Genomic DNA, 25,972 nt, shown 5'->3' with positions numbered 1-25,972 from the left:
TCCTTCCCTCGTGGCGTCGGTGAGAACCACGGTAGAAGTTGACGCTACGTCAAGGTCAAGCGTGAACGGCTAGCGGTTTCTGACGACATCTACCGCTTTCTAGCGCTGAAGCAAGAAAATGAAATATGGCGCTACGGAAGCGCGCGGTGGAACGCGGAACTCGCGACACCGGATCACGGAACTCACCACACAGCAACGTGGCACTCGCGCGGACTATCGTTGTCTAGGCAGTTATAGCGCTGTCGCTAGATGGTCGCAGACAGCGCGAGAGCGGGGTGCGACTCGCGAGCGACCGCCACGGCAACACCCCGCTGCTGACACCCCGTGTCGTACCTACTTACTCGCGACCTTGCGGTACTTCGCGACCGCGAGTGGCGCGAAGACCGCGAAAATCGCGATGCAGCACAGAATCGCGTAGAGCGTTGCGTTCTCCGCTGGCCAACCGTCCGGGCGTTCAAAACCAGGCAGCGGGGGATTGCCGAACAAACCGCGCACCGAGTCCGCGACCGCCGTCACCGGGTTCCATTCGGCGAATGTCCGAAGCGGGCCGGGCAACGTCGTCTGCACCACGAACACCGACGAGATGAACGTGACCGGGAACATCCAGATGAATCCCGCGCTCTGCGCCACCTCGACCTTGCCCGCCAGCATCCCAACGAACGCACCGATCCAGGACATCACGAACCCGAACAGCAGCAACACCGCGAAACCGAGCACCGCGTCGGCGAAGCTGCCGCGAATCCGCCAGCCCACGATCAGCCCGCACAGCGACATCACGACGAGACCGAGCATGTTGACGACCAGGTCCGCCGTCGTGCGGCCGAGCAGCACCGCCATCCGCGACATCGGCAGCGACCGGAAGCGGTCGATGACACCCTTCTGCAGGTCGTTGGCCATCCCGATGGTGGTGAATGATGAGTTGAACGCCACCGTCTGCGCGAAGATGCCACCCATCAGGAACTCGCGGTACGCACCGCCGCCGAAGCTTCCGCCGAAAACGTACGCGAACAGCAGCACGAACATGATCGGCTGGAGCGTCGCACCGAGCAGCAGTTCGGGATTGCGCCGGACGTTCATCAGGTTGCGCCAGGTGACGACGCCGCCGTCGCGCAAGCCGCGCGTGATGGCATCGCCGAAACCGCCCCGTGGCGGCGCGAGGGTGAGCGCCGTCATGCCGCCGCCCCCTTCCGCGCCGACTCCTCCTCGGCCGCGTGGCCGGTGAGCGCGAGGAAGACGTCATCGAGCGTCGGCCGATGCAGCGCGACGTCGGAAACCAGGATGTTCTCCGCGTCGAGTCTGCGCAGCGCCTCGATCAACGCCTTCGGTCCCGCGTCGACGAGGATGTCCGCCTTGCGGGTGTGCGCGTCCGTCGACGGCTGTCCCGAGCCAATCTCGGCAAGTACCCGCGCGGTGTCGGGCAAGTCGGCGACGTCCGCGACGATCAGCTCCAACCGCTCGCCGCCGACCTGGTGCTTTAGCTCGTCCGCCGTGCCACGCGCGATGACCTTGCCCTTGTCGATGACGACGATGGAGTCGGCGAGCTGATCGGCTTCCTCGAGGTACTGCGTGGTCAGCAGGACGGTTGTGCCGTCGTCCACCAGTTCGGAGATGACGTCCCAGGTGTCCATCCTCCCGCGCGGGTCGAGTCCCGTTGTCGGCTCATCCAACACGACGACGACGGGCCGCGCGACCAGCGCACCCGCGAGGTCAAGCCGACGCCGCATACCACCCGAGTAGCCCTTCGACGGCCGGTCGCCGTCGTCGGTCAGCCGGAAACGTTCCAGCAGCTCACGGGCGCGGGTGCGGGACCGCGAACGGCTCATGCCGTACAGCCGCGCGACCATGTAGAGGTTCTCGAACCCCGTGAGGTTCTCGTCCACCGCCGCGTACTGCCCTGACAGCCCTATCGAACGGCGCACCGCGTCGCGGTCGGTCACCGCGTCGTGTCCGGCGACCATCGCGCTGCCCGCGTCCGGCTCGAGCAGCGTCGTGAGGATGCGCACCGTCGTCGTCTTGCCCGCGCCGTTCGGGCCGAGCAGCCCCAGCACCTGCCCCGTCGGTATTTCCAGGTCGACGCCGTTGAGCGCGCGGGTCGAGCCGAACGACTTGACCAACCCCTCCGCGCGCACGGCGACACCATCGAAGCGAGATCCCATGTTCCCTCCACAACAAGGCGCGAATCCGCGCTCATGACAGTCGTTCACCGAGCACACACCACCGCGACGATGTATTGCCTGACGAGACGAACACCGCGCCCACGGCACGGGCGACGAACGACCTGGTGTCGAACTCGGCGCCACTCCCACTGACGCCGACGTCATAGTAGGGACGACCACCGACAAAATCGTCAGGGTTTTTCCCTGATCTGAACCCGACCCGTGGCGGGTACAGCGGAAACGCCCGCATGGCGATGGCGTTCATGATGAAATACCCGCGTGAGGAGATCGTCATCGCGCGCAGTGGCCCTGGTGTTCGTCGGCCTGACGGCCCTCGTCGGTTGCTCCAGTCCGCCTGGTCCCGAACCGGCGACGCCGGCACCGGCCATCCCCGAGGAGGCCGTCGCTTACGACGACGTCAAGTCGCTCGAGGAACGGCCCTATCCCTACACCGGGGACTGCTCCCAGTTCGACCCAGCGAAGCTGCGCGAGCTCGGCCTCGCCGGGACCGGCAGTCCGTCGAGGGGACTCGGTGACAAAGCGTGTCTACTCGATGGGGAAGAGGACGGCACCCTTTCTCAGGTCTGGGTAACGGCGGAACCCCCGCCGAACCCATCCGTGGACAGGGCCTTCCCAGATTTCTGGCTAGGCCACAAACACAGCGGTCACTTCCACCGCACGATCCTGCTCGACCGCTACTACGCCGTGCGACAGCTCGACCTCCGGGGTGTACCGATCACTCCGCGATGTGAATACGTCGTCGACACCGGCTCGCCGCACGCGATCCGGTTCACTGGGTTGCTGCACGAGCACATCGGTGCCCCGCTCGGCGAACGCATCAAGCCAGCTATGACGTGGGAAGTCAACGAAGCGGAAGCGGACAAGTTCATGACGGAGCACTGCCCTCGGATGCGGGAAATCACCGAAGAGCTCCTCCCGATGATCGATCCGGACGGCGGCTCACTCGCCACCCAGTAACGATCCGCTCAGGCCAGGTCCCGCCGCGACACCAGCCACCCGGACAACGCGAGCAGTCCTAGCCACAACCCGAGCGATGTGAACGCGGGCGCGGGATTGTCGACCGGAGACAACCCCGCGAGCGTCATGGCAGGGGCGAGTGGGTCGATCCAGATGAACACCTCAGGCAACACGCCGGAAACGATCGTAAGGACGGGAACGACGCCGACGTACACCGCGAGCGCACCCGCGGCATTCGGGATCAACATCGACACGATCAACGCGGTCATGACAGCGGACAGCGACCCGAGCAGGAGCACGCCGATGACCCATCCTGGCCGGTAATCGAGCAGATAGCCCAACGTCGGTTCGGTCGCCATCGGCGTGACGATGAACGTGACCGCGATCTGCGCGGCGGCACAAAACAACCACACTGTCAGTACGACCACGGCCTGCGCGAGAAAGTAACGAGCCCGCGAGGGCTGCACCAGCAGTGTTGGTTGCGCGCTGCGGTGCTGCCACTCACCCGCGATCAGTTTGATCAGGACAGCGTGCAGCACGATCGCGGCGACGCGAAGTAACCACACGGCGGGGGCGAGCTGATCCGACGCCGACTCCAACCGCTCACCGATGGATGTCACCCACACCGAGAGCCCGATCAACACCACTGGCCCGATGATCAGCAGGATGCGGTCGCTGATCGTTCCGGCCAGCTTGCGGAACTCGACCCGCACTTGGGTCAGGAATGACGCGCGCCGCTCGGCAAGATGCTGCCACGCCAGCTGCCGCACCGGAGGCTGGCCACCTGGCGGCATCGGCTGCTGGTACATCTGTGGCGCACCCATCGCGGGGGCCTGCGCCATCGCACCATGGGGTGGCTGGTTTCCGTTCATCGCCGCTGCTGCCCTCCCGCCAGCCGGAAGAAGATCTCCTCGAGGCTCTGCTGGTACTCGGTGATGTTGTGGATCTGCACGCCTGCCTTGAACGCGACGTCGGAAACCCGCTCGGGAGTGGCGTTGGCGAACACCGCGCCGTCCGGTGTCGGCTGCACCCCGATCCCCGCATCTCGCAAGACCTGCGCCAACCGCGCTGAGTCCGGCCCCCGTGCGACCGACTGCTGTGAGGAAACCAGCTCTCGCAGCGGACCGTCCGCCACGATCTGCCCATTGCCGATCATCAGCACCCGGTCGGCCGTCTGATCGACCTCGGACAGGACGTGGCTAGAAAGCAACACCGTTCCGCCCGCCGCGGCGTGATTACGAAGCAGGGTGCGGATCGAGCGGATGCCCTCCGGGTCGAGGCCGTTGATCGGCTCATCGAGGATCAGCACGGGTGGTCGCGTCAACAGGGCCTGCGCAAGGCCCAGCCGCTGCCGCATGCCGAGGCTGTACTTGCCGATCTTTTTCCCGCCCGCGTCCGCGAGGCCAACCTCATTGAGGACCTCGTCGACCCGGCTGGTCGGTACGCCAGCGAGGATCGCGGTGTTGCGCAGGTGGGACCTGCCGGTACGGCCGGGATGCGTGGCCGACGCGTCCAGCAGTACGCCAGCGACGTGCGCCGGGTTCGGCCATGCCGTGTAATGCCTACCGGCGAACCACGACTGACCATGGGTCGGTCGGGTCAAACCGGTGAGCATGCGCAGCGTCGTGCTCTTCCCCGCACCGTTCGGCCCGAGAAAAGCGGTGACCGTGCCTGGTTGGAGATCGAACGAGACGTTGTAGACGACTGGTGTGCCGTTGTACACCTTTGTCAACTCGCGGGCGCTCAACACCGCGCGATTCTAACCAGACACCGGGCGGCGATGTGGCGCTTTCGCGAAGCCGGGAAGAAGGTCAACACGTCGGAACGACCCGGCGCCCCGCCACTACTGGTTCGGGTAGAACCCTGGCGGTGGCGTCTGCGGCGGAGGCTGCTGGCCGTACGGTGGTTGCTGCGGCTGCGGACCGGTGTGTGGGCCAGGCTGCTGCCCACCGTACGGCGACTGACCAGGTGGCGGACCGCCGTACGGCTGCTGTGGCGGGCCAGCCATCGCCGCGCCGCCTCCGCCTTGGATACGCAGCAACTCGGTCGTGTTCTCCGCGGTGCGGACGACGGCGACCAGCGCTTCGAGCGAGACCCTGATGAGCAGCAGGTAGAGGAAGACGACAACGGGCCCGAGAATGAGCGCGATCAGCCCAGTCACGACGTCAGCGGAGAAGCCGCCGATCACCGCGAAGAGATACCCCAGGCCCAGCAGCACCATGAGGATGATGTAGACGAACTTGACCACGGCGGGCGTGATGAACTTGCTGAACGAGACGTCGAAGATCCCCATGGCTTCTCCTCCCAGCGCACCAGCGCGGACGACACGGACCGTCGTCGGCTTCGGATCGCCGCGACCATAACCCGCCGCTGGCCGTTGTGCCCGGCGAAGCGCCAGGTGGCAGTAATGCCGTCGCACGAACGGCGTACGCGAGCTGCCGCGCGCGCAGCAACGCCTCGGTGCCGGCCGAGCGCGGCATCCCGCTGCCAGCGCCCTACCGACACCGTAGCGATCTCTACATCTCTCTAGTCGCGGCACTAGAAATGCCCATAGAACGGCAGACGGCCATCACCTCAAACGCGCGAGCTGAGGTGATGGCCGCACCGGCTACTTCTCCAAAATCGCCGTGATGCCTTGGCCGCCGGCGGCGCAGATGGAGATCAAGCCCTTGCCGGAGCCCTTTTCGTTCAGCAGCTTCGCCAGCGTGGCCACGATGCGCCCGCCGGTCGCGGCGAACGGGTGGCCAGCGGCCAGCGACGAGCCGTTGACGTTGAGCTTCGAGCGGTCGATCGAGCCGAGCGGCGCGTCGAGGCCGAGCTTCTCCTTGGCGAACGCCGGGTCCTCCCACGCCTTCAACGTCGCGAGCACCTGCGAGGCGAACGCCTCGTGGATCTCGTAGTAGTCGAAGTCGCCGAGGCCGAGGCCCGCCTGATCCAGCAGGCGGGGCACCGCGTAGGTCGGCGCCATGAGCAGGCCCTCGTCACCGTGCACGTAGTCGACGGCGGCGGTCTGACTGTAGGTCAGGTACGCCAGCACCGGCAGGTTGTGCTTGCGCGCCCACTCCGCCGTGCCGAGCAGCACGACGGACGCGCCATCGGACAGCGGCGTCGAGTTGGCCGCCGTCATGGTGCCTTCTGGCCCGCCGAACACCGGCTTGAGCTTAGCCAGCTTCTCGACGGTGGAGTCGCCGCGCAGGTTCTGGTCCTTGGTGAGCTTGAGGAACGGCGTCATCAGGTCGTCGAAGAACCCGCGCTCGTAGGCGGCGGCGAGGTTGCGGTGGCTGGCGACCGCTAGTTCGTCTTGCGCCTCGCGGCTGATGTCCCAGGCCTTAGCGGTCAACGCGGCGTGCTCGCCCATGGACAGCCCGGTGCGTGGCTCGGCGTTCTGCGGGATCTCCGGCACGATGTGGCCCGGCCGGATCTTGCCGAGCAGCTTCACCCGGTCGCCGGCACTCTTAGCCGCGTTGAGCTGGACGAGGATCTTGCGCAGGTCGTCGTTGACGGCGAGCGGCGCGTCGCTGGTGGTGTCGACGCCACCAGCGATGGCGGAGTCGATCTGGCCGAGCGCGATCTTGTTGGCGACGTTGACGACGGCTTGCAGCCCGGTGCCGCACGCCATCTGCACGTCGGACGAGGGCGTCTCCGCCGCGAGTTTGCTGCCGAGCACGGCCTCGCGGGCGAGGTTGAAGTCCCGTGAGTGCTTCAGCACAGCGCCCGCGGCGACCTCGCCGATGCGCTCGCCCTGCAGGCCGAACCGGCTGACGAGGCCGTCGAGCGCCGCGGTGAGCATGTCCTGGTTGGACGCCTTGGCGTAGGGGCCATTGGAGCGCGCGAACGGGATGCGGTTGGCGCCGATGATCGCCACCTTGCGGACCGACTTGCGGCCGCCCGCGCTTCCGGCTGCCTTCTTCGGTGTGGCCATGTGAATCCTCCTGCTTTCGTGCGGGGATGGAAGCTGCTACCTGCCCGCCTGCGCATCGCCAGTGTCTCGCATTCGGCGACGGGCGGCACCAGCTCTTTGGTGCTCCCTGACGGCGTCCGGTCGTCACGGCCCTCAGATGGGCCTACCGTGACGAACGACCCAGTATCTGCACGTGTCTGGCACTGTCCTTGCTGTAGATACTAACCTACTCGCAAGTAGGTTAGGCTGTGCGCTGACACACGTCCGCACACGTGCGGTCTGGGTCGTCGCGGGGTAGCCCACCACGGAACACGGCTTGGCATGACCAACATGGCATGACCTCACTAAGGAGGCAGGTATGGCCGACAGGTACACGCAGTTCACCAATTCATCCGTAGGCAAGTTCCTCGCGCCCAAGCTCGGTCTGCCGCAGCCGACTCCGCTGCGCCGCTACGAACCAGGCCAGGCCCCGCTCGACGGCCCCGCTCTGCTCGGCGCGGCCAAGGGCGGACGGCTGGAGAAGACCGTCGGCGAGCAGCTGAACAGCGCTGGGATCGACGTCCGCAAGGAGGCAGGGTTGTCATCGGACGGCGTTAAGTACGGCGCGCTCGTCTTCGACGCCACCGGCATCACCGACCCCGCGCGGCTGCGCGAGCTGTACGACTTCTTCCACCCGGTGATGCGCCAAGTCGGCTACTGCGGCCGCGTGGTCGTGCTCGGCACCCCGCCCGAGCTGACCAGCGGCAAGGAGCAGGTCGCGCAGCGCGCGCTGGAGGGTTTCACCCGTTCGGTCGGCAAGGAGTTGACCAAGGGAGCGACGTCGCAGCTCGTCTACGTCGCCCCGGGCAGCGAGGGCGCTACCGAGTCCACCTTGCGGTTCCTACTGTCGGCGAAGTCGGCGTTCGTGGACGGCCAGGTCATTCGGGTCGGCACGGCGGGCGCAGGCAGCGCGAGCATCACCGCACCGACGAACTGGGAGAAGCCGCTCGACGGCAAGGTCGCGCTTGTCACCGGCGCGTCACGCGGCATCGGCGCGTCGATCGCAGAGGTACTTGCTCGCGACGGTGCGCACGTCGTCGTCCTCGACATTCCGGCGCAGGGCGCAGATCTCTCGCAGGTGGCGAACAAGATCGGCGGCTCGGCGCTTCAGCTCGACATCACCGCCTCCGACGCGGGCACGAAGCTGGTCGACTACTTCACCGAGCGGCACGGCAATCTCGACATCGTCGTCCACAACGCGGGCATCACCCGCGACAAGAAGCTGGCCAACATGGACGAGGGTCGCTGGGACTCTGTCCTGTCGGTGAACCTGCTCTCGCAGCTCGCCGTGAACGACACGCTGCTGGCGTCGTCCGTGCTCGGTGAGAACGCGCGGTTCATCGGGGTGTCGTCGGTGGCTGGCATCGCGGGCAACCTCGGCCAGACCAACTACGGCACCAGCAAGGCGGGTGTCATCGGCATGGTCGACAGCACCGCGCCCGCCGTCGCGGAGAAGGGCCACACTTTCAACGCGGTCGCGCCAGGCTTCATCGAGACGCAGATGACGGCGAAGATCCCGGCAACCATCCGCGAACCAGCGCGGCGGCTGTCCAGCCTCGCTCAAGGTGGGCTACCGGTCGACGTCGCCGAGACCATCGCGTGGTACGCCAACCCGGCGTCGGCAGGCGTCAACGGCAACGTCGTCCGCGTCTGCGGCCAGGCACTGATCGGGGCGTGAGGCATGAGCGTCGTTGAACTCGACTCGTCACCGAAGCTCGGACCGCTGTTCGGCAGGGCCGTGATGGGCATGCTGCCCGGCGTCGCGTCGCGGCGGAAGGACCTGCCTGACACGGTGCTGGTGCGCAAGGACGTCGTCGTGGACCCGGATCACCTCGCGAAGTACAACGAGGTGTGCGGGTTCCGGCTGACCGACGCGCTGCCCGCGACGTATCCGCACATCTTGGCGTTTCCGTTGCAGGTCAAGCTGATGTCGGACCCGTCGTTCCCGTTCCCGCTGATGGGCCTGGTGCACCTGTCGAACAGGATCACGCAGCGGCGGCCGATCACGCTCGCGGACTCGTTCACGCTGCGGGTGCACGTGGAGAACCTGCGGGACCACGAGAAGGGCAAGCAGTTCGACGTCATCAGCGAGGTCATCCCCGCGGGTGAGGACGAGCCGGTCTGGGTCGACGTGTCGACATATCTCAAACGCGGCGGCGGATCCGGCGGCGGCAAGTCCACAAAGGAGAAACTCGCGCAGCCGACAGCGCGCGCGATGTGGCGGATCCCGAACGACATCGGCAGGCGCTACGCCGAGGTGTCCGGGGACCACAACCCGATCCACCTCTACAACACCACCGCGAAGCTGCTCGGCTTCCCGCGCGCCATCGCACACGGCATGTGGACCAAGGCACACGCGCTCGCGGCGTTCGAGGGCAAGCTGCCGGACGCCTACGAGATCGACGTGACGTTCAAGCTGCCGGTGTTGCTGCCCGCGAAGGCAGGGTTCACCAGCTGGACGACGGCGGAGGGCTACGCCTTCGAGCTGTGGGACGCCCGCAAGCCGAAGCCGTACCTGGAAGGCGTCATCCGGCGGGTCTGAGCGGGCCGTGCAGATCGGCGCCGCGCGCCCGGTGTGTCAACGGAAGCGGACATTTCAGACGCGTTTGTTGTCACACCGGGCGCGTAGCGCTCACGTGGGGCCGCACGGCCGCGGACGCTACGTCGTCGCGGGGAAGTTCGGCGTCCAGACCTCGCCCTTGACGAGGTCGCCGAAGCCGAGCCAGACCAGGTTCATCAGCCACGAGGCGAGCAGACCATCGCTGACGTCGGGGTGGTCCAACCACCAGACGGCCAGCGACTCCGCCGCGCCGACCAGCGCGGCGGCCAACCCCTCGGCCGACTTCTCCGCCTGCTCGCCGATGCCTTGCTTGGTGCCCGTCGCGACAACGACGGCGGCGACCAGCTCAATCGAGCGCGCCCGCATCTGCGAGATCTCCTCGGCGAACGAGCCGCCGACCGACAGCGCCTGCCGATGCAGCACCAGCCATGAACTGCGGTTGTCACCAACGAACGAGAAGAACGACCGCAGCCCGCTCCAGAGCTGCATGTCGGGCGTCATATCGGCATCCACCCCGGCGGCGACGGCGTCGAGCAGCCGTTTCGCCTCCCGCCGGATGCACTTGGCGAACAGGTCCTCCTTGGAGCCGAGGTAGGTGTAGACCATCGGCTTCGACACCCCGGCGACCTCGGCGACATCGTCCATCGACGCGGCGTGGTAGCCGTTGGCGGAGAACACCTCGACCGCGGCGTCGAGGATCTGGCGCTCGCGCACCTCGCGGGGCAGCCGCCGCGCTCGTTTCGTCTTCTCCGGCACTGTGGACACCTCCCTATCGCCGCGTGAGGGTACTGAATCGGTCCACGCCGACGCCAACCGCCAACATTAGATCCTTCACACCACGTTGTCCCGTAATCTACTCGCCGGTAGGTTTACTGCCAAGTAGGTCCGATCGCAGCAGGTAGGGCCACCACCGACCAGGAGGAGCGATGCCGGACAACACGAGCATCGACGCGCTCCCGGCGTTACGTGGCCACCGCCTCATCGAGACGCTGGAGACCATCGAGCCCACCGAGTTCAAGCACGCCGACATCGGCGTGGACGCCATCGTCCGCGCCATCGACCCCACCCAACTGGACAAGTCCGGCGTGCGCAGGCTACTCGACGCGCTCCGAGAGATCAGCGCGGCCGTGCCGTCCCTCAGCCTCGGCGACGTCGAGTCAGCCACCTTCGCCACACTCATCGCGACGTCGTCCCGCGCGCAACTCGACGCCGTGTTCGCCGCTCCAGACCTACGCGGCGTCCTACTCGACGAGGCGTTCCGCAGGATGGGGCGACACGCGCGCGGGGACCGTGTCGGACAACTCCGGGCGGTCGTTCGATGGCGGCTCACCGGCGGCAGCGGAGACGGCGGCTATGACCGGTACGAGTGCCACTTCGCGGATGGCGACTGCAGTGTGTACCCCGGTGTTACCGACGACACCCCGCGATCGACGATCACAGTGTCACCGGTTGACTTTCTCCGGCTCATCACTCGGCAAACGACTCCGGCTGTGTTATTCGTCACCGGAAAACTGAACGTGAAAGGTGATCTCGGATTCGCCGCGGGTTTGATCAGGTATTTCGATCTCCCTTCACCGAGGGCGTGAAGTACCATCACTAACGTGCCTAAGAAACGGACGCCAAAGGCGTGGTTCCACCGCATCCGCCAGCGCTACCTCGCGCGGCGCCTCGCGGACGATCCGACGTCGAACGGCGACGAGCTCAACACGCTCGCCCAGGCGCTCGACCTCAGCAAGCTGCGCCCCGAGCAGTTCACGCAACTGCTGAAAACCCTGCACATGCTTGGTGAAGCGGGCGCGGGCGTTCACCTGAACACGCTCAGTACCGACTCGCTCGTCCGGCTGGTGTCCCGGGCGAGCAAGGAACAACTCAAGGCGCTCGCCGACGATGAAATACTGCGCCCGTTCTTTCTCGACGAAATATTCCGCCGGATGTCGCAACAGCTCATTCATGAGAAAGTTCGAGATGTGAGTATCGTCGTTTCGTGGCGATTCACGAATGGCGATGGCGAGGACGGTTACGATCGTTACCAGACGATCATCGAGGATGGTGATTTCGCGGCGGCGAAAGATCTCGACAGAGTTCCGGACACGACCGTGACGCTGTCCGTATACGACTTCATTCTCATGGCGACCGGCAACGCCGCGTTCGCGTCGATGTTCGTCACCGGCAAGGTCAAGATCAAGGGCGACTACTCCGTCGCCGCGATGCTGACCAGCTACTTCGACATCCCGAAGCCGGTGGCGTGACGCGGGAGATCAGCCCTCGATGACGCGCGGCGGGCCGTCGTCGCCGTCGTCCTCGCGCCGTTCTCGTGCCCCGCCGTAGCTCGTGTCGTATGCCTTATCCTCGACGACCTGACCGTCGACGACGACCACCCTGCGCCCGTATCGCACATTGCCAGCGGTGCGTTCCAGCCGCCGCAACCAGGCCCGACGCAGCGCCGTGCGGGTCGGCGGCACCATGGCGAGCACACCGAGGACGTCGGTGACGAAACCGGGCAGGAAGATCAGCACGCCGCCCAGCGCGACCAGCATGCCGTCGGTGATCTCCTGGTGGCCGGAGCGTCCGGCCTGTGCGGCGGCCATGACCGCGCGCATCGCCTTGCCGCCCTCGCGACGCGCCAGCCACGAGCCGACGATCGCGCCCGCGAGCAACAGAAGAATCGTCCATAGCGCGCCGACGACCGAGGCCACCGCCCATATGGCGACGACCTCAACGATCAGGTAGAGCAGCAGTACTACGCCCATATCCCCTTCAACGTACGCGAGGGGAGGTTTCGTTCCCAGGCGTCGAGCGGCGTCCGCTCCGATGCGGTGAATGACGCTTTCGCCGCGTTGGGTGCTGGGAAAGCGTCATTCACCGCGCAACCGGGTCAGTACGTGATCGCCATGGCCGGGTTGGCCAGCAGCGCGCCGACGTCGGCGATGTACTGCGAGCCCTGCTGGCCGTCGACAAGGCGGTGGTCGAAGCTCAGCGAGAGTTGGCACACCTTGCGTGGCACGATCTCGCCGTCCACCACCCATGGCATGTCCCTGATCGCACCGAACGCGAGGATCGCCGACTCACCGGGGTTGATGATCGGTGTGCCGGTGTCGGCGCCGAACACGCCAACGTTGGAGATCGTGATCGTCCCGCGCAGCATGTCCTCCGGTGGCGTCTTGCCTTCCCGCGCGGTCGCGGTCAGCTCGTCGATCGCCTTGGCCAGCTCAACCAGCGACATCTCGTCGGCATCCCGGACCTTCGGCACGACAAGTCCACGCGGAGTCGCGGCGGCGACGCCGAGATGGACGTAGTCGTGGTAGACGATCTCGCCAGCGTCACCGTCCCAGCGAGCATTGACCTCCGGCGTGCGCTTGGCCGCCATACACATCGCCTTGGCGGCGAAGACCAGCGGCGTCAGCTTCACCCCCGCGAAGTCCGGGTGCTTCTTCAGCTCCTCCCGCAACTCCATCATCGGCGTGACGTCGATGGTGAGGAACTCCGTGACGTGCGGGGCGGTGAACGCCGAGGAGACCATCGCCTCGGCGGTCATCCGCCGGACGCCCTTGATCGGTACCCTGCGCTCACCACGTTCCCGCGCACCCGACGGCGCGGCAGGCTGCTCGGCAGCCGGCGCCGAGCCGTTCGCGGCGCGTTCGACGTCTTCCCTTGTGATGACGCCACCACTGCCGTGGCCGATCACCGTGCGCAGGTCGATGCCGAGGTCCTTGGCGAGCTTGCGTACCGGCGGCTTGGCCAGCGGCACGTAGTCCGACGTCGCGGGTGCCGACTCGCCGGGCGGGGCCGACACAGCGGTGGGAGCGGACGCCCGCGCGGCAGGGGCAGGTGCCTCGGTGCGCTGCGGCGTGTCCTTGCGCGGACGACGCTTGGTGACCGTCGGTTTGGAGCCGTAGCCGACCAACGGCTTCATCTCCTCCTCCGCGGTCTCCTGCTGCGCGGGGGCTTCAGCGGCAGCGGGAGCCGAGCCATTCACCTCGGCGGCAGCCTGCCGCGGCACCTCGCCGCCGCCCTCGCCGTGCGGATCGACGTCCATAGTCAGGATCGGCGTGCCGACCTCGACCACCTGGCCCGGCTCGACGTGCAGTTCGGTGATCACACCGGACCACGGGATCGGCAGCTCGACGGCGGCCTTCGCCGTCTCGACCTCGACCACGATCTGGTTCACCGTGACCTCGTCACCCGGCTGGACCTGCCAGTTCAGGATCTCGGCTTCGGTGAGGCCTTCCGCCGTGTCGGCAAGGGGAAACTGCTTGTACTCAGGCATGAATCAGTGCCCCCCTCACCAGTCAAGTGTGCGGTCGACGGCATGGAGCACCCGGTCCAGGTCCGGCAGGTAGTGCTCCTCCAGCTTGGCAGGCGGGTACGGCGTGTCGAAACCGGTCACCCGCAGCACCGGCGCTTCAAGCGAGTAGAAGCACTCTTGCTGCACCCGCGCGACGATCTCCGAGGTGATCGATGACTCCGATGGCGCTTCGCTCACGGCGATGAGACGTCCGGTGCGGCGCACCGACTCGAAAACCGGCGCGAGGTCGAGCGGCGACAGCGAACGCAGGTCGATGACCTCAAGTTCGGTGCCTTCGCCGGACGCGGCGGTCGCCGCGTCGAGGCACACCTTGATCGACGGGCCGTAGCCGACCAACGTCGCCGCGGTGCCCTGCTTGACCACGCGGGATTTGTGCAGCGGGTCCGGAGTCGCGGCCGTGTCGACTGGCGCCTTGAGCGCGCCGGAGTGGTAGAGCTTCTTCGGCTCGAAGAACAGGATCGGGTCGTCTGAGGAGATCGCCTGCTGGATCATCCAGTAGGCGTCGACCGGGTTCGCGCACGACACGACCTTCAGGCCCGCGAGGTGCGCGAACAGCGATTCCGGTGACTCCGAGTGGTGCTCGACAGCGCCGATCCCGCCGCCGTAAGGCACACGGATGACGACCGGCACCTTGACTTCGCCCTGCGTGCGGTAATGCAGCTTGGCGAGCTGGCTGTTGATCTGGTCGAAGCCGGGGAAGATGAAGCCCTCGAACTGGATCTCGCACACCGGCCGGAACCCGCGCACCGCGAGCCCGATCGCCGTGCCGACGATGCCGGACTCCGCGAGCGGGGTGTCCAGCACACGCTGCTCGCCGAAGTCCTTCTGCAGCCCGTCTGTGATGCGGAAGACGCCGCCGAGCTTGCCGACGTCCTCACCGAGGATGAGGACCTTGTCGTCGTCCTCCATGGCCTTGCGCAGGCCAAGGTTGAGCGCCTTGCCGATGGTCAGGTTCTGCACCGAGGACGGCGCTTCCGGGTGGTTGACCGTCGCCGAGTTGGCCGACTTCGCTGGTGCCGCCATCACCGCTCACCTCCCGCGGTCGCGAAACCGTCCAGATAGGACAGGAACTCCTCGCGCTGCGCCTCGACCACCGGAGATGGCTCGGCGTAGACGTTGCTGAAGATCCGTTCCGGTGGCGGGTCGGGCATGTTGAAGCAGAAGTCGCGCAACTCAGCGGCGAACTCGTCGGCGGCGTTGTCGACCTCGGCGAAGAAGTCGGCGTCCGCGCCGCCGTTGCGGGTCAGGTGCACCCGTACCCGCTCGATCGGGTCCTTGAGCTTCCAGGCCTCCAGCTCGTCGGAGAGCCGGTAGCGCGTGGGGTCGTCCGTGGTGGTGTGAGCGTCCATGCGGTAGGTGAACGCTTCGATCAGCACCGGCCCGTTGCCCTTGCGGCAGGTGTCCAGTGCCCACCGGGTGACGGCGAGACAGCCGAGGACGTCGTTGCCGTCGACCCGCATGCCGGGGAAGCCGTAACCCCTGGCGCGCTGGTACAGCGGCAGCCGCGACTGGCGCTCGGTCGGCTCGGAGATCGCCCACTGGTTGTTCTGGCAGAAGAACACCAGCGGCGCGTCGTAGACGGCGGCCCAGACGAACCCCTCGTGGACGTCGCCCTGGCTGGTGGCGCCGTCACCGAAGTAACAGATGGTGGCCTCGTTGTCGCCGCCATCTGACTCCTGGTTGCCGACCTTGCCCTCGAACTTCTGGCCCATCGCGTAGCCGCACGCGTTGAGCACCTGGTTGCCGATGACGATGGTGTACGGGTGGAAGCGGTGTTTGGCGAAGTCCCACTGGCCCTGGTCGGAGCACCGGAAGATGCCGAGTAGTTCCTTGAAGTCGACCCCGCGGGCGTAGCCGACACCGTGCTCGCGATAGCTCGGGAACGCCATGTCCTTGGGGCGCATCGCCCTGCCGGAGCCGATTTGCGCGGCTTCTTGGCCGAGCAACGGCACCCAGATGCCGAGCTGACCCTGCCGCTGCATCGCGTTGGCTTCCCGGTCCGCCCTGCGGACGATGACCATGTCGCGATACAGCTCGCGCAAGGAAGCATCGTCGACGTCGGCGACGTAGGGATCGAAGATCGGGGACTCTACTCGCTCACCTTCCGGGGTGAGCAGCTGAATCAGGTCAGCCCCGCCTTCCGTTGTCGCGCGCAATCCGGCGATCACTTGTTCCGCGGATGGTTGACCCGCTGTCGCGGCCGCGTCCGCACCTTGATCGGGTTGCGCCCACTGTTCTGGGGACGACATGTGCTGTCTCCTCGGTCTCTTGTCTCGCTCCCACTTGTGGCGAGTGCGACGACTACTGCCGACGGTGCCGGGTGCTTCCGGTGGGGAAGGTTCCGGCCGCCGTCGGCGTTGACGGTGTTCTGCTTCATATCCTGGCACGAGCACCGCGCCGGATGTCAGCCCCAGATTCCGATTCGTTGTCTGAATATGGCGGCTGAGCTGGGCAAACTGCTTGGTCTTCCGAACATGGGGCCGCCGAGAGTCGGGGTTAGGAACGATTAGTGTCCGAGCGGTCGCTCGGGGTGAGTAGTCGCTGTTCAGGCCGCGCCCGCCCACGACTTCTCGTGCCACTCTCGCGTGGCCCGTAGCCACCGCGCCCGAGGCCAGTTCCGCCGTCCGGCTTCGCCAATCGGCTTTGAGTGTGATCTCCGCCACACGTTAGATGGGTGTCGTCCAGCCGGACGAGCGGTGGCATCATCTCCGCCGTGGACGCAGCAGCAGTGACCTCGACGGTAAACCGGACATGGCAGGACGACATCCTGCCGAGCCTCAGCGGGCTGATCGAAATTCCAGCGCTGTCACCGGGATTCGACCCGGACTGGGAGCGGACCGGCGCGCTCGCCAGAGCCATCGAGCACGTCAAGTCCTGGCTCGCGGAAAGAGAGATCCCCGGCGCCGAGATCGACGTCGTCCAGTTGCCTGGTCGCTCCCCCGTGCTGCTGCTCGACGTGCCGTCAACGCGGGGCGGCGTGGACAACGGAACCGTGCTGCTCTACGGCCACCTCGACAAGCAGCCGCCGCTCGGTGGGTGGGCCGACGGCCTTGGCCCGTGGCAGCCGGTTCAGCGCGGCGACCGGCTCTACGGCAGGGGCGCGGTCGACGACGGCTACGCGGGATACGCGGCGACCGCGGCGATCGAGGCGGTGCGGGAGAACGGTGGTGAGCACGCCCGCGCGATCGTGCTGCTGGAGACCGGCGAGGAGTCCGGCAGCCCCGACCTGCCCGCCTACCTGGAACACCTTGAGCGGCGACTTGGCGACGTCACGTTCGTCGTCTGCCTCGACTCCGGCGGCAACGACTACGAACGACTGTGGCTGACCACAAGCCTGCGCGGACTGGCGCAAGTGTGCGTGACGGTCACCGTGCTGGAGACGGCGCAGCACTCCGGCATGGCCAGCGGCGCGGTGCCCAGCTCGTTCCGGGTGCTGCGCACGCTGCTCGACCGCATCGAGGACGCCGACACCGGCTCGATCCTGCTGCCTGAGCTGTCGGTGTCGATCCCCGAGAACCGGTGTCGCGAGGCGGAGGAGACCGTGGCGTCCGCTCCTGGCTCGGTACGTGACAGCTTCCCGCTCGCCCCTGGCGTGCGGCCGATGTCCGACGACGAGGTGGAGCTGCTGCTGAACACGAGCTGGCGGCCGACGATGTCGGTGATCGGTGCGGACGGCATGCCCACGCCGGAGAACGCGGGCAACGTGCTCAGGACGTCGACGACGCTGGCGCTGAGCTTCCGGCTGCCGCCGACGGCGGACGCGGCGGAGGCCGTCGCGGCCATCGAGCGGGCGCTGACCACCGACGTCCCGTACAACGCGAAGGTCGAACTGACCGACATGGAACACGCGAACGGCTGGAACGCCCCCGACCTCGCGCCCTGGCTGAAGCGGGGGCTGAACGCGGTGAGCAAGGACATCTTCGACGCGCCGTGGCGCGGGGCAGGCCTCGGCGGGTCGATCCCGTTCATGGGGCTGCTCGGCGAGAAGTACCCGGACGCGCAGTTCCTGGTCACCGGCGCGCTCGGCCCGGACTCCAACGCCCACGTCCCTGACGAGTGGCTGCACATCCCGCACGCCCAGCGCGTGACGGCCGCGGTGGCGCATCTGCTTGACGCACACGCCCGCGCGTAGGTGCCGGGCTCCAGAAATCTCGGCGCTCATGGAACGTGAGTCGTTGTGGCTGTTTGAACGACCACAATGCCTCACAGTCCTGCGCGCCCGAACGGCTGCTAACGGGTCACGTCAAGGTTACGAAGTGGGTCGTCGCGTGCTTCAAGCACGACCCTGGGCTTCTCGCCAGCTGAGACAGGTGGCAGGATGCGATCACTCGATCGGATACCACCAGAGACGGAGAGACATCGTGGCACGTCGATCCAAGCTCACAAGGCTTGCCCTACTTCCCGCGGCTGCGCTCGCACTCACGACGGCAGCGTGTGGCGGCGGTGATGACAGTGGCGACACGGCGGAAGGCAACGGCAGCGGCGTCGAGCTGGTCAACGACGGCACGCTGACCACATGCACCAGCCTGCCCTACCCGCCGTTCCAGGAACAGGATGACAGCGGCGAGATCGTCGGATTCGACGTCGACATGATCGACATCGTCGCTCAGGACCTCGGCGTCGAGCAGGAGATCATCGACGTCGACTTCGCGCAGATCAAGAACGGCGCCGCGCTCAACGCGGGCAAGTGCGACATCGCGGCGGCCGGCATGACGATCACCGAGGAGCGCAAGGAGAACCTCGGCTTCAGCGTGCCGTACTTCGACGAGACCCTCGCCGTCGTGGCGAAGCAGGGCTCGGATGTCACGGGCCTCGACGACGTCGAGTCGCAGAACCTCACGCTCGGGGTGCAGGCTGACACGACCAGCCTCGACTACGCGACGTCCGAGGGCTTCAAGCCACAGGTCTTCCGCCACGCGGGGTTGCAGGTGCAGGCGATGCAGGCGGGCAAGGTCGACGTCGTGCTGCAGGACCTGCCGACCGTGCTCGACTGGCTGAAGAACAAGGAAGACATCGCGGCGGACTGGGAGGTCGTCGACAAGGTCGACACCGGTGACCAGTACGGCTACGCGGTGAAGAAGGGCAACACCGAGCTACTCGACCAGCTCAACGAGTCGCTCAAGCAGGCGTTCGAGGATGGCAGCTGGGCCGAGTCCTACGAGAAGTGGATCGGTGAGGCACCCGAGAAGACGCCGACGGGTACCGAGAGTGGCTCCTAATCACCAATGACGACCGACACGACCGTCACTGAGGCGGGACCCGCACCGCGGGCCCGCCTCAGCCCACGTAAACGCAAAAAAATCAGCCTGGCGATCCAGTACGCGGTGTTCCTCGTCGTCATCGTCACGCTCGCGTTCGTCGCTGACTGGGCCGCCATTCAGCACGCGTTCTTCAATCTCGACGAGGCGCGGAAGGCCTTCCCCGACATCCTCGCCGTCGGGCTGAAGAACACCATCATCTACACGCTGTCCGGCTACATACTCGGATTCTTCCTCGGCCTCGTCGTCGCGCTGATGCGGCTGTCGGACGTCCTGCCGTACCGGGCGATCGCACTCGCCTACATCGAGATCTTCCGCGGTCTGCCCGCGATCGTGGTTTTCATGATCCTCGGCTTCGGCGTGCCGATCGCGTTCCAGGACTACGAGATGCCGTACGACCCCTATGGCACCGTCGCGCTCGCGCTCGGCCTTGTCAGCGCGGCCTACCTCGCCGAGACGTTCCGGGCTGGCATCGAGGCGGTCCCGAAGGGGCAGACGGAGGCGGCCCGGTCGCTGGGCATGTCGCAGGGCAGGGCGATGTTCACTGTCATCGTTCCGCAGGCGATCCGGATCGTGATCCCGCCGCTGACGAACGAGCTGATCCTGCTGTTCAAGGATTCCTCGCTGGTGTTCGTCATCGGCTTCACGCTGTCCGGCTACGAATTGTTCAAGTTCGGCGAGTCGCTGTCTACGCGAACCGGGAACTCGACGCCGCTGATCGTGGCGGGCCTGCTCTACCTGTGCCTGACGGTGCCGCTCGGCTACCTCGTCCGCAAGCTGGAAGCGAAGCAGAAGAGGGGGCGGGTGTGATGACCCATGCCGTCCAGGTCACCGGGCTGCACAAGTCGTTCGGTGACCTCGAGGTGCTCAAGGGCATCGACGTCACCGTCGAGCAGGGCCAGGTGATCTGCATCATCGGACCGTCGGGGTCAGGCAAGTCGACGCTGCTGCGCTGCGTGAACCTGCTCGAACAACCGACGGCGGGACAGGTGTTCGTCAGCGGCACCGAGCTGACGGACATCGACGTCGACATCGACGCCGCCCGCCGCAAGCTCGGCATGGTGTTCCAGCAGTTCAACCTGTTCGGACACATGTCCGTGCTTGACAACGTGACGATCGCCCAGCGGCGGGTGCTGAAGCGCTCCAAGGCGGAGGCCGCCAAGGTCGGCATGCGCAACCTGGAGAAGGTGGGCGTCGCGGAGAAGGCCGAGCAGTACCCCGCGCAGCTCTCCGGTGGCCAGCAGCAGCGTGTCGCGATCGCGCGCGCGTTGTCGATGGACCCTGACGTGATGCTGTTCGACGAGCCGACGTCGGCACTCGACCCCGAGCTTGTCGGCGACGTGCTCACCGTGATGCGCCAGCTGGCCGACGAGGGCATGACGATGCTCGTCGTCACGCACGAGATGCAGTTCGCGCGGGAAGTAGCGGACACCGTGTTGTTCATGGACGAGGGCGTCGTCGTTGAGCAGGGACCACCTGCCCAGGTGATCGGCAGCCCACGGCACGAGCGGACCAAGTCGTTCCTGCACCGGGTGCTCAACCCGACCCACGTCGAGGAAGCGGCCTCGCCGTAGGGGACGGCGTTTGCCATAGCGGCACACCAGTAGCGGATTGCGCCGCATACTCGCAAGACGATTGGCTGGGGAAGCGGGAATGGGGATCGCCACACGCATAACGAGGGGGCGCGTTGATGCCTGGGGAGAACATCGCCCAGCCCGACGACGGCCAGCAGGCCGCCGAGACCTTCGACGCCAAGGTCGGTCCCGACCTTCGGTACGAGGTCAAAGCGGCCGAACTGGTCAAACAGCTCGTCGAGCCGGAGTCGGGTGGCCTGTGGCGCAGGCGCGCCGCGGCGACGAACTCGCCGACGTTTCACGTCAAGGACAGCTACATCACGGGTGTGCTCGACCTACGAGGGGCCGATCTCGACTTCCTGCTGCGGTTCGAGAACTGCCGTTTCGAGCAGCAACCGGATGTCCGCGAGTCCAGGCTGCTCGGACTGGCGTTTCTCAGCTGCTGGCTGCCTGGGCTGAAGGCACGCAACCTGGAGTGCAAGAACGACGTCCGGTTGCTGCGCAGCCAGGTCGAGCTGACACCGGCCACGACCGGCGAGCCGCAGACGAGCCTCGCGCTCGGTTCCCGCAAGGAGCCGGGCATGCCGAACGCCGCCGTTGTGCTCACCGACGCCGTCGTCGAGGGCTCGGTCGTACTGAGCAAGAGCAGTATCGACTACCGCGAGGGCAAGGCGATTCAGGCCGATCGGCTCTCGGTGTCCGGCGCGCTACTCGCCTACCGGCTGCACACCAACGGCGAGGTTCGACTGCCCGGCCTGCGTACCGGCGGCAACGTGAACCTCTCCGGCGCTAGGCTGCACAACCCGCGCGGGCTCGCGCTCAACGCGATGGGTGCGCACATCGGTGGCAGCATGCTGTGCGAGACGGAGAACGGCAAACGCGGCATCGGCAACACCCAGCAGCGGTTCTCCGCGCGGGGCATGGTGTCGGTGCAGAGCGCCCACATCGACGGCGATCTGGTCATGCGGGGCGCGCGGCTGATCGTCAATCCCGGCGGCGACGTCGCGATCGAGGAATGGCGCGATGCCATGCACACCGGGGACCCATCGATCGACCCGTGGCCGTCGCTTGTCGCGGACAGGATGCGGCTCGACGGCAACCTGATCTGCGGCGACGGCTTCCGCTCCGATGGCACCGTGCGCATGATCAACGCGGTGATCGGCGGCTCGCTGCGGCTCGCCAACGCCGAGATCGCGGTGCGACGCCGTGAGCAGCAGGTGCCGCAGTACGACAGGGCGATCCACATCGACGGCACCGAGATCAGCGGCGACATCCAAGCGACGCGGCTGGTAACGGAAGGACAGCTGCGGCTGGCCGACATCACCGTGGGCGGCAACCTGCTCGCCCGCTACGCCACGTTCTCGCACGCGGGCAGGGATGTCTTCTCCGCACGCCGCTCCCACGTGTCCGGCAACGTCCAGCTCTCCGACACCGCCATCGACGGCACGGTACAGCTCCAGGGCCTTCAGGTCGGCGGGTCCATCGAGCTGTTCGGGGCTGAGCTGACCTCACCGACGATGCGCACCACCAGGAGCTACTCGGTCGACCTGCGGGCGGCCTCGGTCGGCAGGGACCTGGTCTGCACCGCCCACGGCGCGAAACCGTTCACGGCAGCGGGAGGTGTCACGCTTGACGGCGCGAAGGTGGGCCGCAGGATCAGCTTCGCTGGCGCCGAGCTGCACTCCGTGCCCGAGACTCGGCGCTCAGGCGCGACCGGAATCGACGGCCGCGGCCTTGTGCGCGGTGTCGCGCTTGATGCCAGCGACGTCGTGGCGGATGAGTTCGTACTCACCCCGCATCAGCCGCCGGTTGGCTCGGTGATCCTGCGCAGAGCGCACTGCGCGACGCTGGACGACAACGAGGCGCTGTGGCGGGCGAGCGGGGGACTCGAGTTGGAGGAGTTTCGCTACGACGCGTTGCACACACCGATCGACCTCGAGCGCGACGACCATGTTCAGAAGCGGATCGCGCTGCTGCGCCACGCGATGCGCCGCTACCGGCCTGGCCCATACGATCAGCTCGCCGCCATGCTGCGCGCCAGCGGCAACGAGGAGCACGCCTCGCTTGTGCTGATGCGCAAGCAGCAGTACCGCTACGACGCGTTGCGCAAAGGCGCGGGCCCGATGGGGCCTGGCGTGTGGCTATGGAGCTGGCTCCAGCGCGCCGTCGTCGGCTACGGCTACCGGCCGATCCGGGCGCTCGGTTGGCTGATGCTGCTCCTGGTGGCTGGCAGCCTGTGGTTCGGGCTGCTGCCCGATCCCTGCGTGCACGACCCGCGCTACACGGTGAGCGGCCCGAGATGTCTCGTCAACGCCGACGACACCGGGCTGGAGTGGAATCCCGTGCTCTACACCGTCGACCTGCTGGTGCCGATCGTGGACTTCGGTAACAAGGGCAGGTGGCACACCGGTGGCGTCGACAAGTGGGTCGCCACCGGGTTCACCGCGACGGGTTGGATCTTGGCCACCACCGTCGCCGCTGGCCTGACCAGGACCCTCAGGCGGCAATAGTGGCCACTACGACGTCGCCTCGGCGATGACCAGTACCATTGCCGCCGTGTCTGAACCTGGACTGGCGTCTGACGACCACAAGCTGGAGATCCAGCTGCTACACGATCGTGTGTTGGTGCGGGTGACGGCCGACGACGGCGAGCGACGCAGCAGCGGCGGCATCGTGATACCGGCGACGGCGGAGGTCGCTCGCCGGCTGATTTGGGGGGACGTGCTTGGCGTGGGCAATAATGTCCGCAATGTGAAGGTCAACGACCGGGTGCTTTTCAACCCGGAGGACCAGCTCGAAGTGGAGATCAAAGGTAAGTCTTACCTGGTCATGCGGGAACGCGACATCCATGCGATCGCGAGTGAACGTACTGAGCACGGTACGGGGTTGTACTTGTAAGGCCGGGAGGTTTCGGCGGCCGATGAGGAGCACTACTGGCCGGCATGGGATTCGGATAAGGGGAGCATGAGCGGCCAGCCATCGGGGCAGGCTGAGACGTCGTCGGGGGACGCACAGCAGCACCACAACACCACGAGCGGCGACGACAGCGGGGCACAACCCGGCGTCGGCGCCGAGCAGCACGGCCCATGGCCGGGGCAACACCCGCAGGGCCAGGATCAAGCGACCGATGCCTTCCAACCGGTGGGATCGGAGCCGACGGAGCAGGCCACGCCACCGACCGAGCAGGTGACACCGCCAACCCAGCATGTCACGCCGGTTGACGACGCGCCGACCATCGTCGGAGCGATGCCGGTCCCGCCGCCCGAGCCGTCCGGATTCGGTGGTCCCGCTGGTCCTGGCGGACCGCACGGGCCGGGGCATTACGCGGGCCAGCTGCCAGGGCAGTATCCGCCCGCTGGCCCGTACGGCGGGCCAGCGGGCGCCAGCGGCCCCGGCGACCCGAACCAGTTCGCGACCACCGCATTCACCGAACCGGTCGCGCCACCGCACCAGGCCGGGCCCGGCGACGAGGAAGGCCGCTCCGGCAGGCGCAAGGCCCTGCTCATCGCGGGCGCGGTTATGGCGGCCCTCGCCCTCACCTATCTCGCCGACTTGCTGGTCAACTGGGGCGACGTGCCGCGCGGCGTGACCGTCGCCGGTGTCGATGTCGGTGGCATGAGCCGCACGTCGGCCGAGCAGAAGCTGCGCGAGGAGTTGCAGCCTCGGTTCGACGACCCGATCAAGATCACCGCGGGCGATGTCAAGACAGAGCTGAACCCGACGTCGGCAGGGCTCGCCGTCGACTGGCAAGGCACGCTGGATCAGGCTGGCGAATCGTCGCTGAACCCCATCGCGAGGCTCACCTCGTTCTGGGGCACGACCGAGGTCGGCATCGTCAGCGAGACCGTCCCGGAGCGGCTTCGGAACACGGTGACGCGGCTCGTGGAGAACGAGCTGAACCACCCCAAGATCGAGGGCGACATCAAGTTCGAGCCAACCGGCTCCGGCGACGAAGTCGATGCGGTCGCTGTCATGCCTCGGCAGGGGCAACAGGTGACCGACGTCGACGCCGCGATCGCGACGATCGAGACCGGCTGGCTGAACGACGGCGGCGTCCAGCTCGACGTCACGTCCAAGCCGGTCAAGACGACCGAGGAAGGCGTGCGCGCCACGCTGAAGCAGGTGGCCGAGCCCGCCGTATCCGCACCGATCACGATGGAAGGCGATGGCGCCACAGGCGTGCTCACACCGAAGGTGATCGGGAAGGCATTCGAGTTCAAGCCCGCCAAGGACGGTTCGCTCAAGCCGAAGGTGAAGCGCAAGACGCTCCGTGAGGCGCTGGAGCCGCAGCTCGCCAGCACCGAGAAGGAAGGCCGCGACGCCGAGATCGTGTTCGAGGGTGGCGAGCCGACGGTCAAGCCGAGCAAGGTGGGCCGCCAGATCAACTGGAAGAAGTCGCTCAAGCCGTACCTCGACGTCATCGAGCAGTCCGACGACCGCTCACTGACCGCCTTCTACAAGGAGACCAAACCGAAGACCACGACGGAGGAAGCGGAGAACCTCGGCATCAAGGAGGTCATCGGCGAGTTCACCACCGGTGGTTTCGCCGATGACTCCGGCATCAACATCCGCACCGTCGCGGCTGAGGTGAACGGCGCGATCGTGAAGCCGGGCGACACATTCAGCCTGAACGGCTACACCGGCAAGCGCGGCAAGGCGGAGGGCTACGTCGAGGCAGGGATCATCGAGAACGGTGTGCCCGGTTCGGCCGTCGGTGGCGGGATCTCGCAGTTCGCCACCACGCTCTACAACGCGGCGTACTTCGCGGGCCTCAAGGACGCGGGACATCAGGAGCACAGCTACTACATCAGCCGCTATCCGATGGCGCGGGAAGCCACGGTGTTCATGTACCCCGACGGGCAGAGCGTCATCGACATCGCGTTCACCAATGACGCCCCCACCGGGGTCGCGATTCAGACATTCTGGACACCGGAGAGCGTCACGGTGAAGATCTGGGGCACCAAGCACTATCGCGTCGAGTCGAAGACCGGCCCGAAGACCAACATCAAGGAAGCGGGCACGAAGAAGGTCAAATCGGATGACTGCACACCATCCGGGGGCATCGACGGGTTCACGGTGACCGACACCCGCATCCTCTACGACATCGACACCGGCGCTGAGGTGCGCAGGGAGGAGCGCACGGCGACCTACAACCCGAAGCCGGAGATCGTCTGCACGAAGAAGAAGGACAGCTAGCGAC

24 protein-coding genes are annotated in these 25,972 nt (G+C 66.7%); 12 read left to right on the top strand and 12 right to left on the bottom strand.

What is annotated here, in order from left to right:
* Nucleotides 1-333: 333 nt before the first annotated feature.
* From ACFQGD_RS01415 to ACFQGD_RS01405, 3 genes are read right to left on the bottom strand one after another with little or no spacing between them, the layout of a single operon-like run.
* Nucleotides 334-1,173, bottom strand: a complete 840-nt coding sequence (locus tag ACFQGD_RS01415) for an ABC transporter permease (RefSeq protein ID WP_345403600.1) — start codon at nucleotides 1,171-1,173, stop codon at nucleotides 334-336.
* Complete coding sequence (locus tag ACFQGD_RS01410; RefSeq protein WP_345403597.1) at nucleotides 1,170-2,156, bottom strand: ATP-binding cassette domain-containing protein; 987 nt, start codon at nucleotides 2,154-2,156, stop codon at nucleotides 1,170-1,172. The genes ACFQGD_RS01415 and ACFQGD_RS01410 overlap by 4 nt, the downstream gene beginning before the upstream one ends.
* Before the next feature lie 31 nt (nucleotides 2,157-2,187).
* Nucleotides 2,188-2,451 (bottom strand): hypothetical protein, encoded by a 264-nt coding sequence (locus ACFQGD_RS01405; RefSeq protein WP_345403594.1) that lies wholly within the window; start codon nucleotides 2,449-2,451, stop codon nucleotides 2,188-2,190.
* Between the two features lie 8 nt (nucleotides 2,452-2,459).
* Between ACFQGD_RS01405 and ACFQGD_RS01400 the strand changes: the two genes are divergently transcribed.
* Entirely contained in the window at nucleotides 2,460-3,134 is a 675-nt protein-coding gene (locus tag ACFQGD_RS01400) for a hypothetical protein (RefSeq protein ID WP_345403591.1), read from the top strand.
* Nucleotides 3,135-3,142: 8 nt separating this feature from the next.
* Here the strand turns inward: ACFQGD_RS01400 and ACFQGD_RS01395 are convergent, their stop codons facing one another.
* The 4 genes from ACFQGD_RS01395 to ACFQGD_RS01380 all read right to left on the bottom strand — a co-directional run bounded on the left by ACFQGD_RS01395 (nucleotide 3,143) and on the right by ACFQGD_RS01380 (nucleotide 7,056).
* Entirely contained in the window at nucleotides 3,143-4,006 is an 864-nt protein-coding gene (locus ACFQGD_RS01395) for a hypothetical protein (RefSeq protein ID WP_345403589.1), read from the bottom strand.
* On the bottom strand, nucleotides 4,003-4,884 hold the full coding sequence (locus ACFQGD_RS01390) for an ABC transporter ATP-binding protein (RefSeq protein WP_345403586.1): 882 nt from the start codon (nucleotides 4,882-4,884) through the stop codon (nucleotides 4,003-4,005). The genes ACFQGD_RS01395 and ACFQGD_RS01390 overlap by 4 nt, the downstream gene beginning before the upstream one ends.
* 93 nt (nucleotides 4,885-4,977) lie before the next feature.
* The gene (locus tag ACFQGD_RS01385; RefSeq protein ID WP_345403584.1) at nucleotides 4,978-5,427 is read right to left on the bottom strand and encodes a DUF4282 domain-containing protein; all 450 of its coding nucleotides are present in this window, start codon (nucleotides 5,425-5,427) and stop codon (nucleotides 4,978-4,980) included.
* Nucleotides 5,428-5,742: 315 nt separating this feature from the next.
* Entirely contained in the window at nucleotides 5,743-7,056 is a 1,314-nt protein-coding gene (locus ACFQGD_RS01380; protein ID WP_345403581.1) for an acetyl-CoA C-acetyltransferase, read from the bottom strand.
* Nucleotides 7,057-7,393: 337 nt separating this feature from the next.
* Between ACFQGD_RS01380 and ACFQGD_RS01375 the strand changes: the two genes are divergently transcribed.
* Nucleotides 7,394-8,752: a 3-oxoacyl-ACP reductase gene (locus tag ACFQGD_RS01375; RefSeq protein WP_345403578.1), complete on the top strand. Its 1,359-nt coding sequence runs from the start codon at nucleotides 7,394-7,396 to the stop codon at nucleotides 8,750-8,752.
* A 3-nt stretch (nucleotides 8,753-8,755) separates the two neighbouring features.
* Nucleotides 8,756-9,616: a MaoC/PaaZ C-terminal domain-containing protein gene (locus ACFQGD_RS01370; RefSeq protein WP_345403575.1), complete on the top strand. Its 861-nt coding sequence runs from the start codon at nucleotides 8,756-8,758 to the stop codon at nucleotides 9,614-9,616.
* Nucleotides 9,617-9,733: 117 nt separating this feature from the next.
* Here the strand turns inward: ACFQGD_RS01370 and ACFQGD_RS01365 are convergent, their stop codons facing one another.
* Nucleotides 9,734-10,390, bottom strand: a complete 657-nt coding sequence (locus ACFQGD_RS01365; protein ID WP_345403572.1) for a TetR/AcrR family transcriptional regulator — start codon at nucleotides 10,388-10,390, stop codon at nucleotides 9,734-9,736.
* A 170-nt stretch (nucleotides 10,391-10,560) separates the two neighbouring features.
* Between ACFQGD_RS01365 and ACFQGD_RS01360 the strand changes: the two genes are divergently transcribed.
* Together ACFQGD_RS01360 and ACFQGD_RS01355 are read left to right on the top strand one after the other, a co-directional pair.
* On the top strand, nucleotides 10,561-11,220 hold the full coding sequence (locus ACFQGD_RS01360; protein ID WP_345403569.1) for an SCP2 sterol-binding domain-containing protein: 660 nt from the start codon (nucleotides 10,561-10,563) through the stop codon (nucleotides 11,218-11,220).
* Between the two features lie 54 nt (nucleotides 11,221-11,274).
* Complete coding sequence (locus tag ACFQGD_RS01355) at nucleotides 11,275-11,883, top strand: SCP2 sterol-binding domain-containing protein (protein WP_345403762.1); 609 nt, start codon at nucleotides 11,275-11,277, stop codon at nucleotides 11,881-11,883.
* A gap of 9 nt (nucleotides 11,884-11,892) precedes the next feature.
* Here ACFQGD_RS01355 and ACFQGD_RS01350 read toward each other — a convergent pair whose 3' ends face one another.
* From ACFQGD_RS01350 to pdhA, 4 genes are all read right to left on the bottom strand, one after another.
* Nucleotides 11,893-12,384, bottom strand: a complete 492-nt coding sequence (locus tag ACFQGD_RS01350; RefSeq protein ID WP_345403566.1) for an FxsA family protein — start codon at nucleotides 12,382-12,384, stop codon at nucleotides 11,893-11,895.
* Between the two features lie 125 nt (nucleotides 12,385-12,509).
* Entirely contained in the window at nucleotides 12,510-13,901 is a 1,392-nt protein-coding gene (locus tag ACFQGD_RS01345) for a dihydrolipoamide acetyltransferase family protein (protein ID WP_345403563.1), read from the bottom strand.
* A 15-nt stretch (nucleotides 13,902-13,916) separates the two neighbouring features.
* On the bottom strand, nucleotides 13,917-14,963 hold the full coding sequence (locus ACFQGD_RS01340; protein ID WP_345403560.1) for an alpha-ketoacid dehydrogenase subunit beta: 1,047 nt from the start codon (nucleotides 14,961-14,963) through the stop codon (nucleotides 13,917-13,919).
* On the bottom strand, nucleotides 14,963-16,189 hold the full coding sequence (pdhA, locus tag ACFQGD_RS01335) for a pyruvate dehydrogenase (acetyl-transferring) E1 component subunit alpha (protein WP_345403556.1): 1,227 nt from the start codon (nucleotides 16,187-16,189) through the stop codon (nucleotides 14,963-14,965). Before pdhA ends, ACFQGD_RS01340 begins: the two co-directional genes overlap by 1 nt.
* 455 nt (nucleotides 16,190-16,644) lie before the next feature.
* Between pdhA and ACFQGD_RS01330 the strand changes: the two genes are divergently transcribed.
* The 7 genes from ACFQGD_RS01330 to ACFQGD_RS01300 all read left to right on the top strand — a co-directional run bounded on the left by ACFQGD_RS01330 (nucleotide 16,645) and on the right by ACFQGD_RS01300 (nucleotide 25,968).
* Complete coding sequence (locus ACFQGD_RS01330) at nucleotides 16,645-18,072, top strand: M20/M25/M40 family metallo-hydrolase (protein ID WP_345403759.1); 1,428 nt, start codon at nucleotides 16,645-16,647, stop codon at nucleotides 18,070-18,072.
* Between the two features lie 229 nt (nucleotides 18,073-18,301).
* Nucleotides 18,302-19,159: a transporter substrate-binding domain-containing protein gene (locus ACFQGD_RS01325; RefSeq protein ID WP_345403553.1), complete on the top strand. Its 858-nt coding sequence runs from the start codon at nucleotides 18,302-18,304 to the stop codon at nucleotides 19,157-19,159.
* A gap of 6 nt (nucleotides 19,160-19,165) precedes the next feature.
* Nucleotides 19,166-20,008: an amino acid ABC transporter permease gene (locus ACFQGD_RS01320; protein ID WP_345403549.1), complete on the top strand. Its 843-nt coding sequence runs from the start codon at nucleotides 19,166-19,168 to the stop codon at nucleotides 20,006-20,008.
* A complete protein-coding gene (locus ACFQGD_RS01315) occupies nucleotides 20,008-20,772 on the top strand; it encodes an amino acid ABC transporter ATP-binding protein (protein ID WP_345403546.1) in 765 nt (254 codons plus the stop codon). Before ACFQGD_RS01320 ends, ACFQGD_RS01315 begins: the two co-directional genes overlap by 1 nt.
* 116 nt (nucleotides 20,773-20,888) lie before the next feature.
* Entirely contained in the window at nucleotides 20,889-23,282 is a 2,394-nt protein-coding gene (locus tag ACFQGD_RS01310) for an oxidoreductase (RefSeq protein WP_345403543.1), read from the top strand.
* Nucleotides 23,283-23,307: 25 nt separating this feature from the next.
* A complete protein-coding gene (locus ACFQGD_RS01305; RefSeq protein WP_345403540.1) occupies nucleotides 23,308-23,670 on the top strand; it encodes a GroES family chaperonin in 363 nt (120 codons plus the stop codon).
* Between the two features lie 66 nt (nucleotides 23,671-23,736).
* Nucleotides 23,737-25,968, top strand: a complete 2,232-nt coding sequence (locus tag ACFQGD_RS01300; protein WP_345403536.1) for a VanW family protein — start codon at nucleotides 23,737-23,739, stop codon at nucleotides 25,966-25,968.
* The last annotated feature ends 4 nt before the right edge of the window (nucleotides 25,969-25,972 follow it).

It is taken from the genome of Haloechinothrix salitolerans, assembly GCF_042662605.1.
GTDB lineage: Bacteria > Actinomycetota > Actinomycetes > Mycobacteriales > Pseudonocardiaceae > Haloechinothrix_A > Haloechinothrix_A salitolerans.
This window is presented reverse-complemented; position numbering and strand designations above follow the sequence as displayed.

Bases quoted from the DNA above. Each gene is read 5' to 3' on its own strand.
- ACFQGD_RS01415 (WP_345403600.1), bottom strand. From the start codon at position 1,173: ATGACGGCGCTCACCCTCGCGCCGCCACGGGGCGGTTTCGGCGATGCC.
- ACFQGD_RS01410 (WP_345403597.1), bottom strand. From the start codon at position 2,156: ATGGGATCTCGCTTCGATGGTGTCGCCGTGCGCGCGGAGGGGTTGGTC.
- ACFQGD_RS01405 (WP_345403594.1), bottom strand. From the start codon at position 2,451: ATGACGATCTCCTCACGCGGGTATTTCATCATGAACGCCATCGCCATG.
- ACFQGD_RS01395 (WP_345403589.1), bottom strand. From the start codon at position 4,006: ATGAACGGAAACCAGCCACCCCATGGTGCGATGGCGCAGGCCCCCGCG.
- ACFQGD_RS01385 (WP_345403584.1), bottom strand. From the start codon at position 5,427: ATGGGGATCTTCGACGTCTCGTTCAGCAAGTTCATCACGCCCGCCGTG.
- ACFQGD_RS01380 (WP_345403581.1), bottom strand. From the start codon at position 7,056: ATGGCCACACCGAAGAAGGCAGCCGGAAGCGCGGGCGGCCGCAAGTCG.
- ACFQGD_RS01375 (WP_345403578.1), top strand. From the start codon at position 7,394: ATGGCCGACAGGTACACGCAGTTCACCAATTCATCCGTAGGCAAGTTC.
- ACFQGD_RS01370 (WP_345403575.1), top strand. From the start codon at position 8,756: ATGAGCGTCGTTGAACTCGACTCGTCACCGAAGCTCGGACCGCTGTTC.
- ACFQGD_RS01360 (WP_345403569.1), top strand. From the start codon at position 10,561: ATGCCGGACAACACGAGCATCGACGCGCTCCCGGCGTTACGTGGCCAC.
- ACFQGD_RS01350 (WP_345403566.1), bottom strand. From the start codon at position 12,384: ATGGGCGTAGTACTGCTGCTCTACCTGATCGTTGAGGTCGTCGCCATA.
- ACFQGD_RS01345 (WP_345403563.1), bottom strand. From the start codon at position 13,901: ATGCCTGAGTACAAGCAGTTTCCCCTTGCCGACACGGCGGAAGGCCTC.
- ACFQGD_RS01340 (WP_345403560.1), bottom strand. From the start codon at position 14,963: ATGGCGGCACCAGCGAAGTCGGCCAACTCGGCGACGGTCAACCACCCG.
- pdhA (WP_345403556.1), bottom strand. From the start codon at position 16,189: ATGTCGTCCCCAGAACAGTGGGCGCAACCCGATCAAGGTGCGGACGCG.
- ACFQGD_RS01320 (WP_345403549.1), top strand. From the start codon at position 19,166: ATGACGACCGACACGACCGTCACTGAGGCGGGACCCGCACCGCGGGCC.
- ACFQGD_RS01315 (WP_345403546.1), top strand. From the start codon at position 20,008: ATGACCCATGCCGTCCAGGTCACCGGGCTGCACAAGTCGTTCGGTGAC.
- ACFQGD_RS01310 (WP_345403543.1), top strand. From the start codon at position 20,889: ATGCCTGGGGAGAACATCGCCCAGCCCGACGACGGCCAGCAGGCCGCC.
- ACFQGD_RS01305 (WP_345403540.1), top strand. From the start codon at position 23,308: ATGACCAGTACCATTGCCGCCGTGTCTGAACCTGGACTGGCGTCTGAC.
- ACFQGD_RS01300 (WP_345403536.1), top strand. From the start codon at position 23,737: ATGAGCGGCCAGCCATCGGGGCAGGCTGAGACGTCGTCGGGGGACGCA.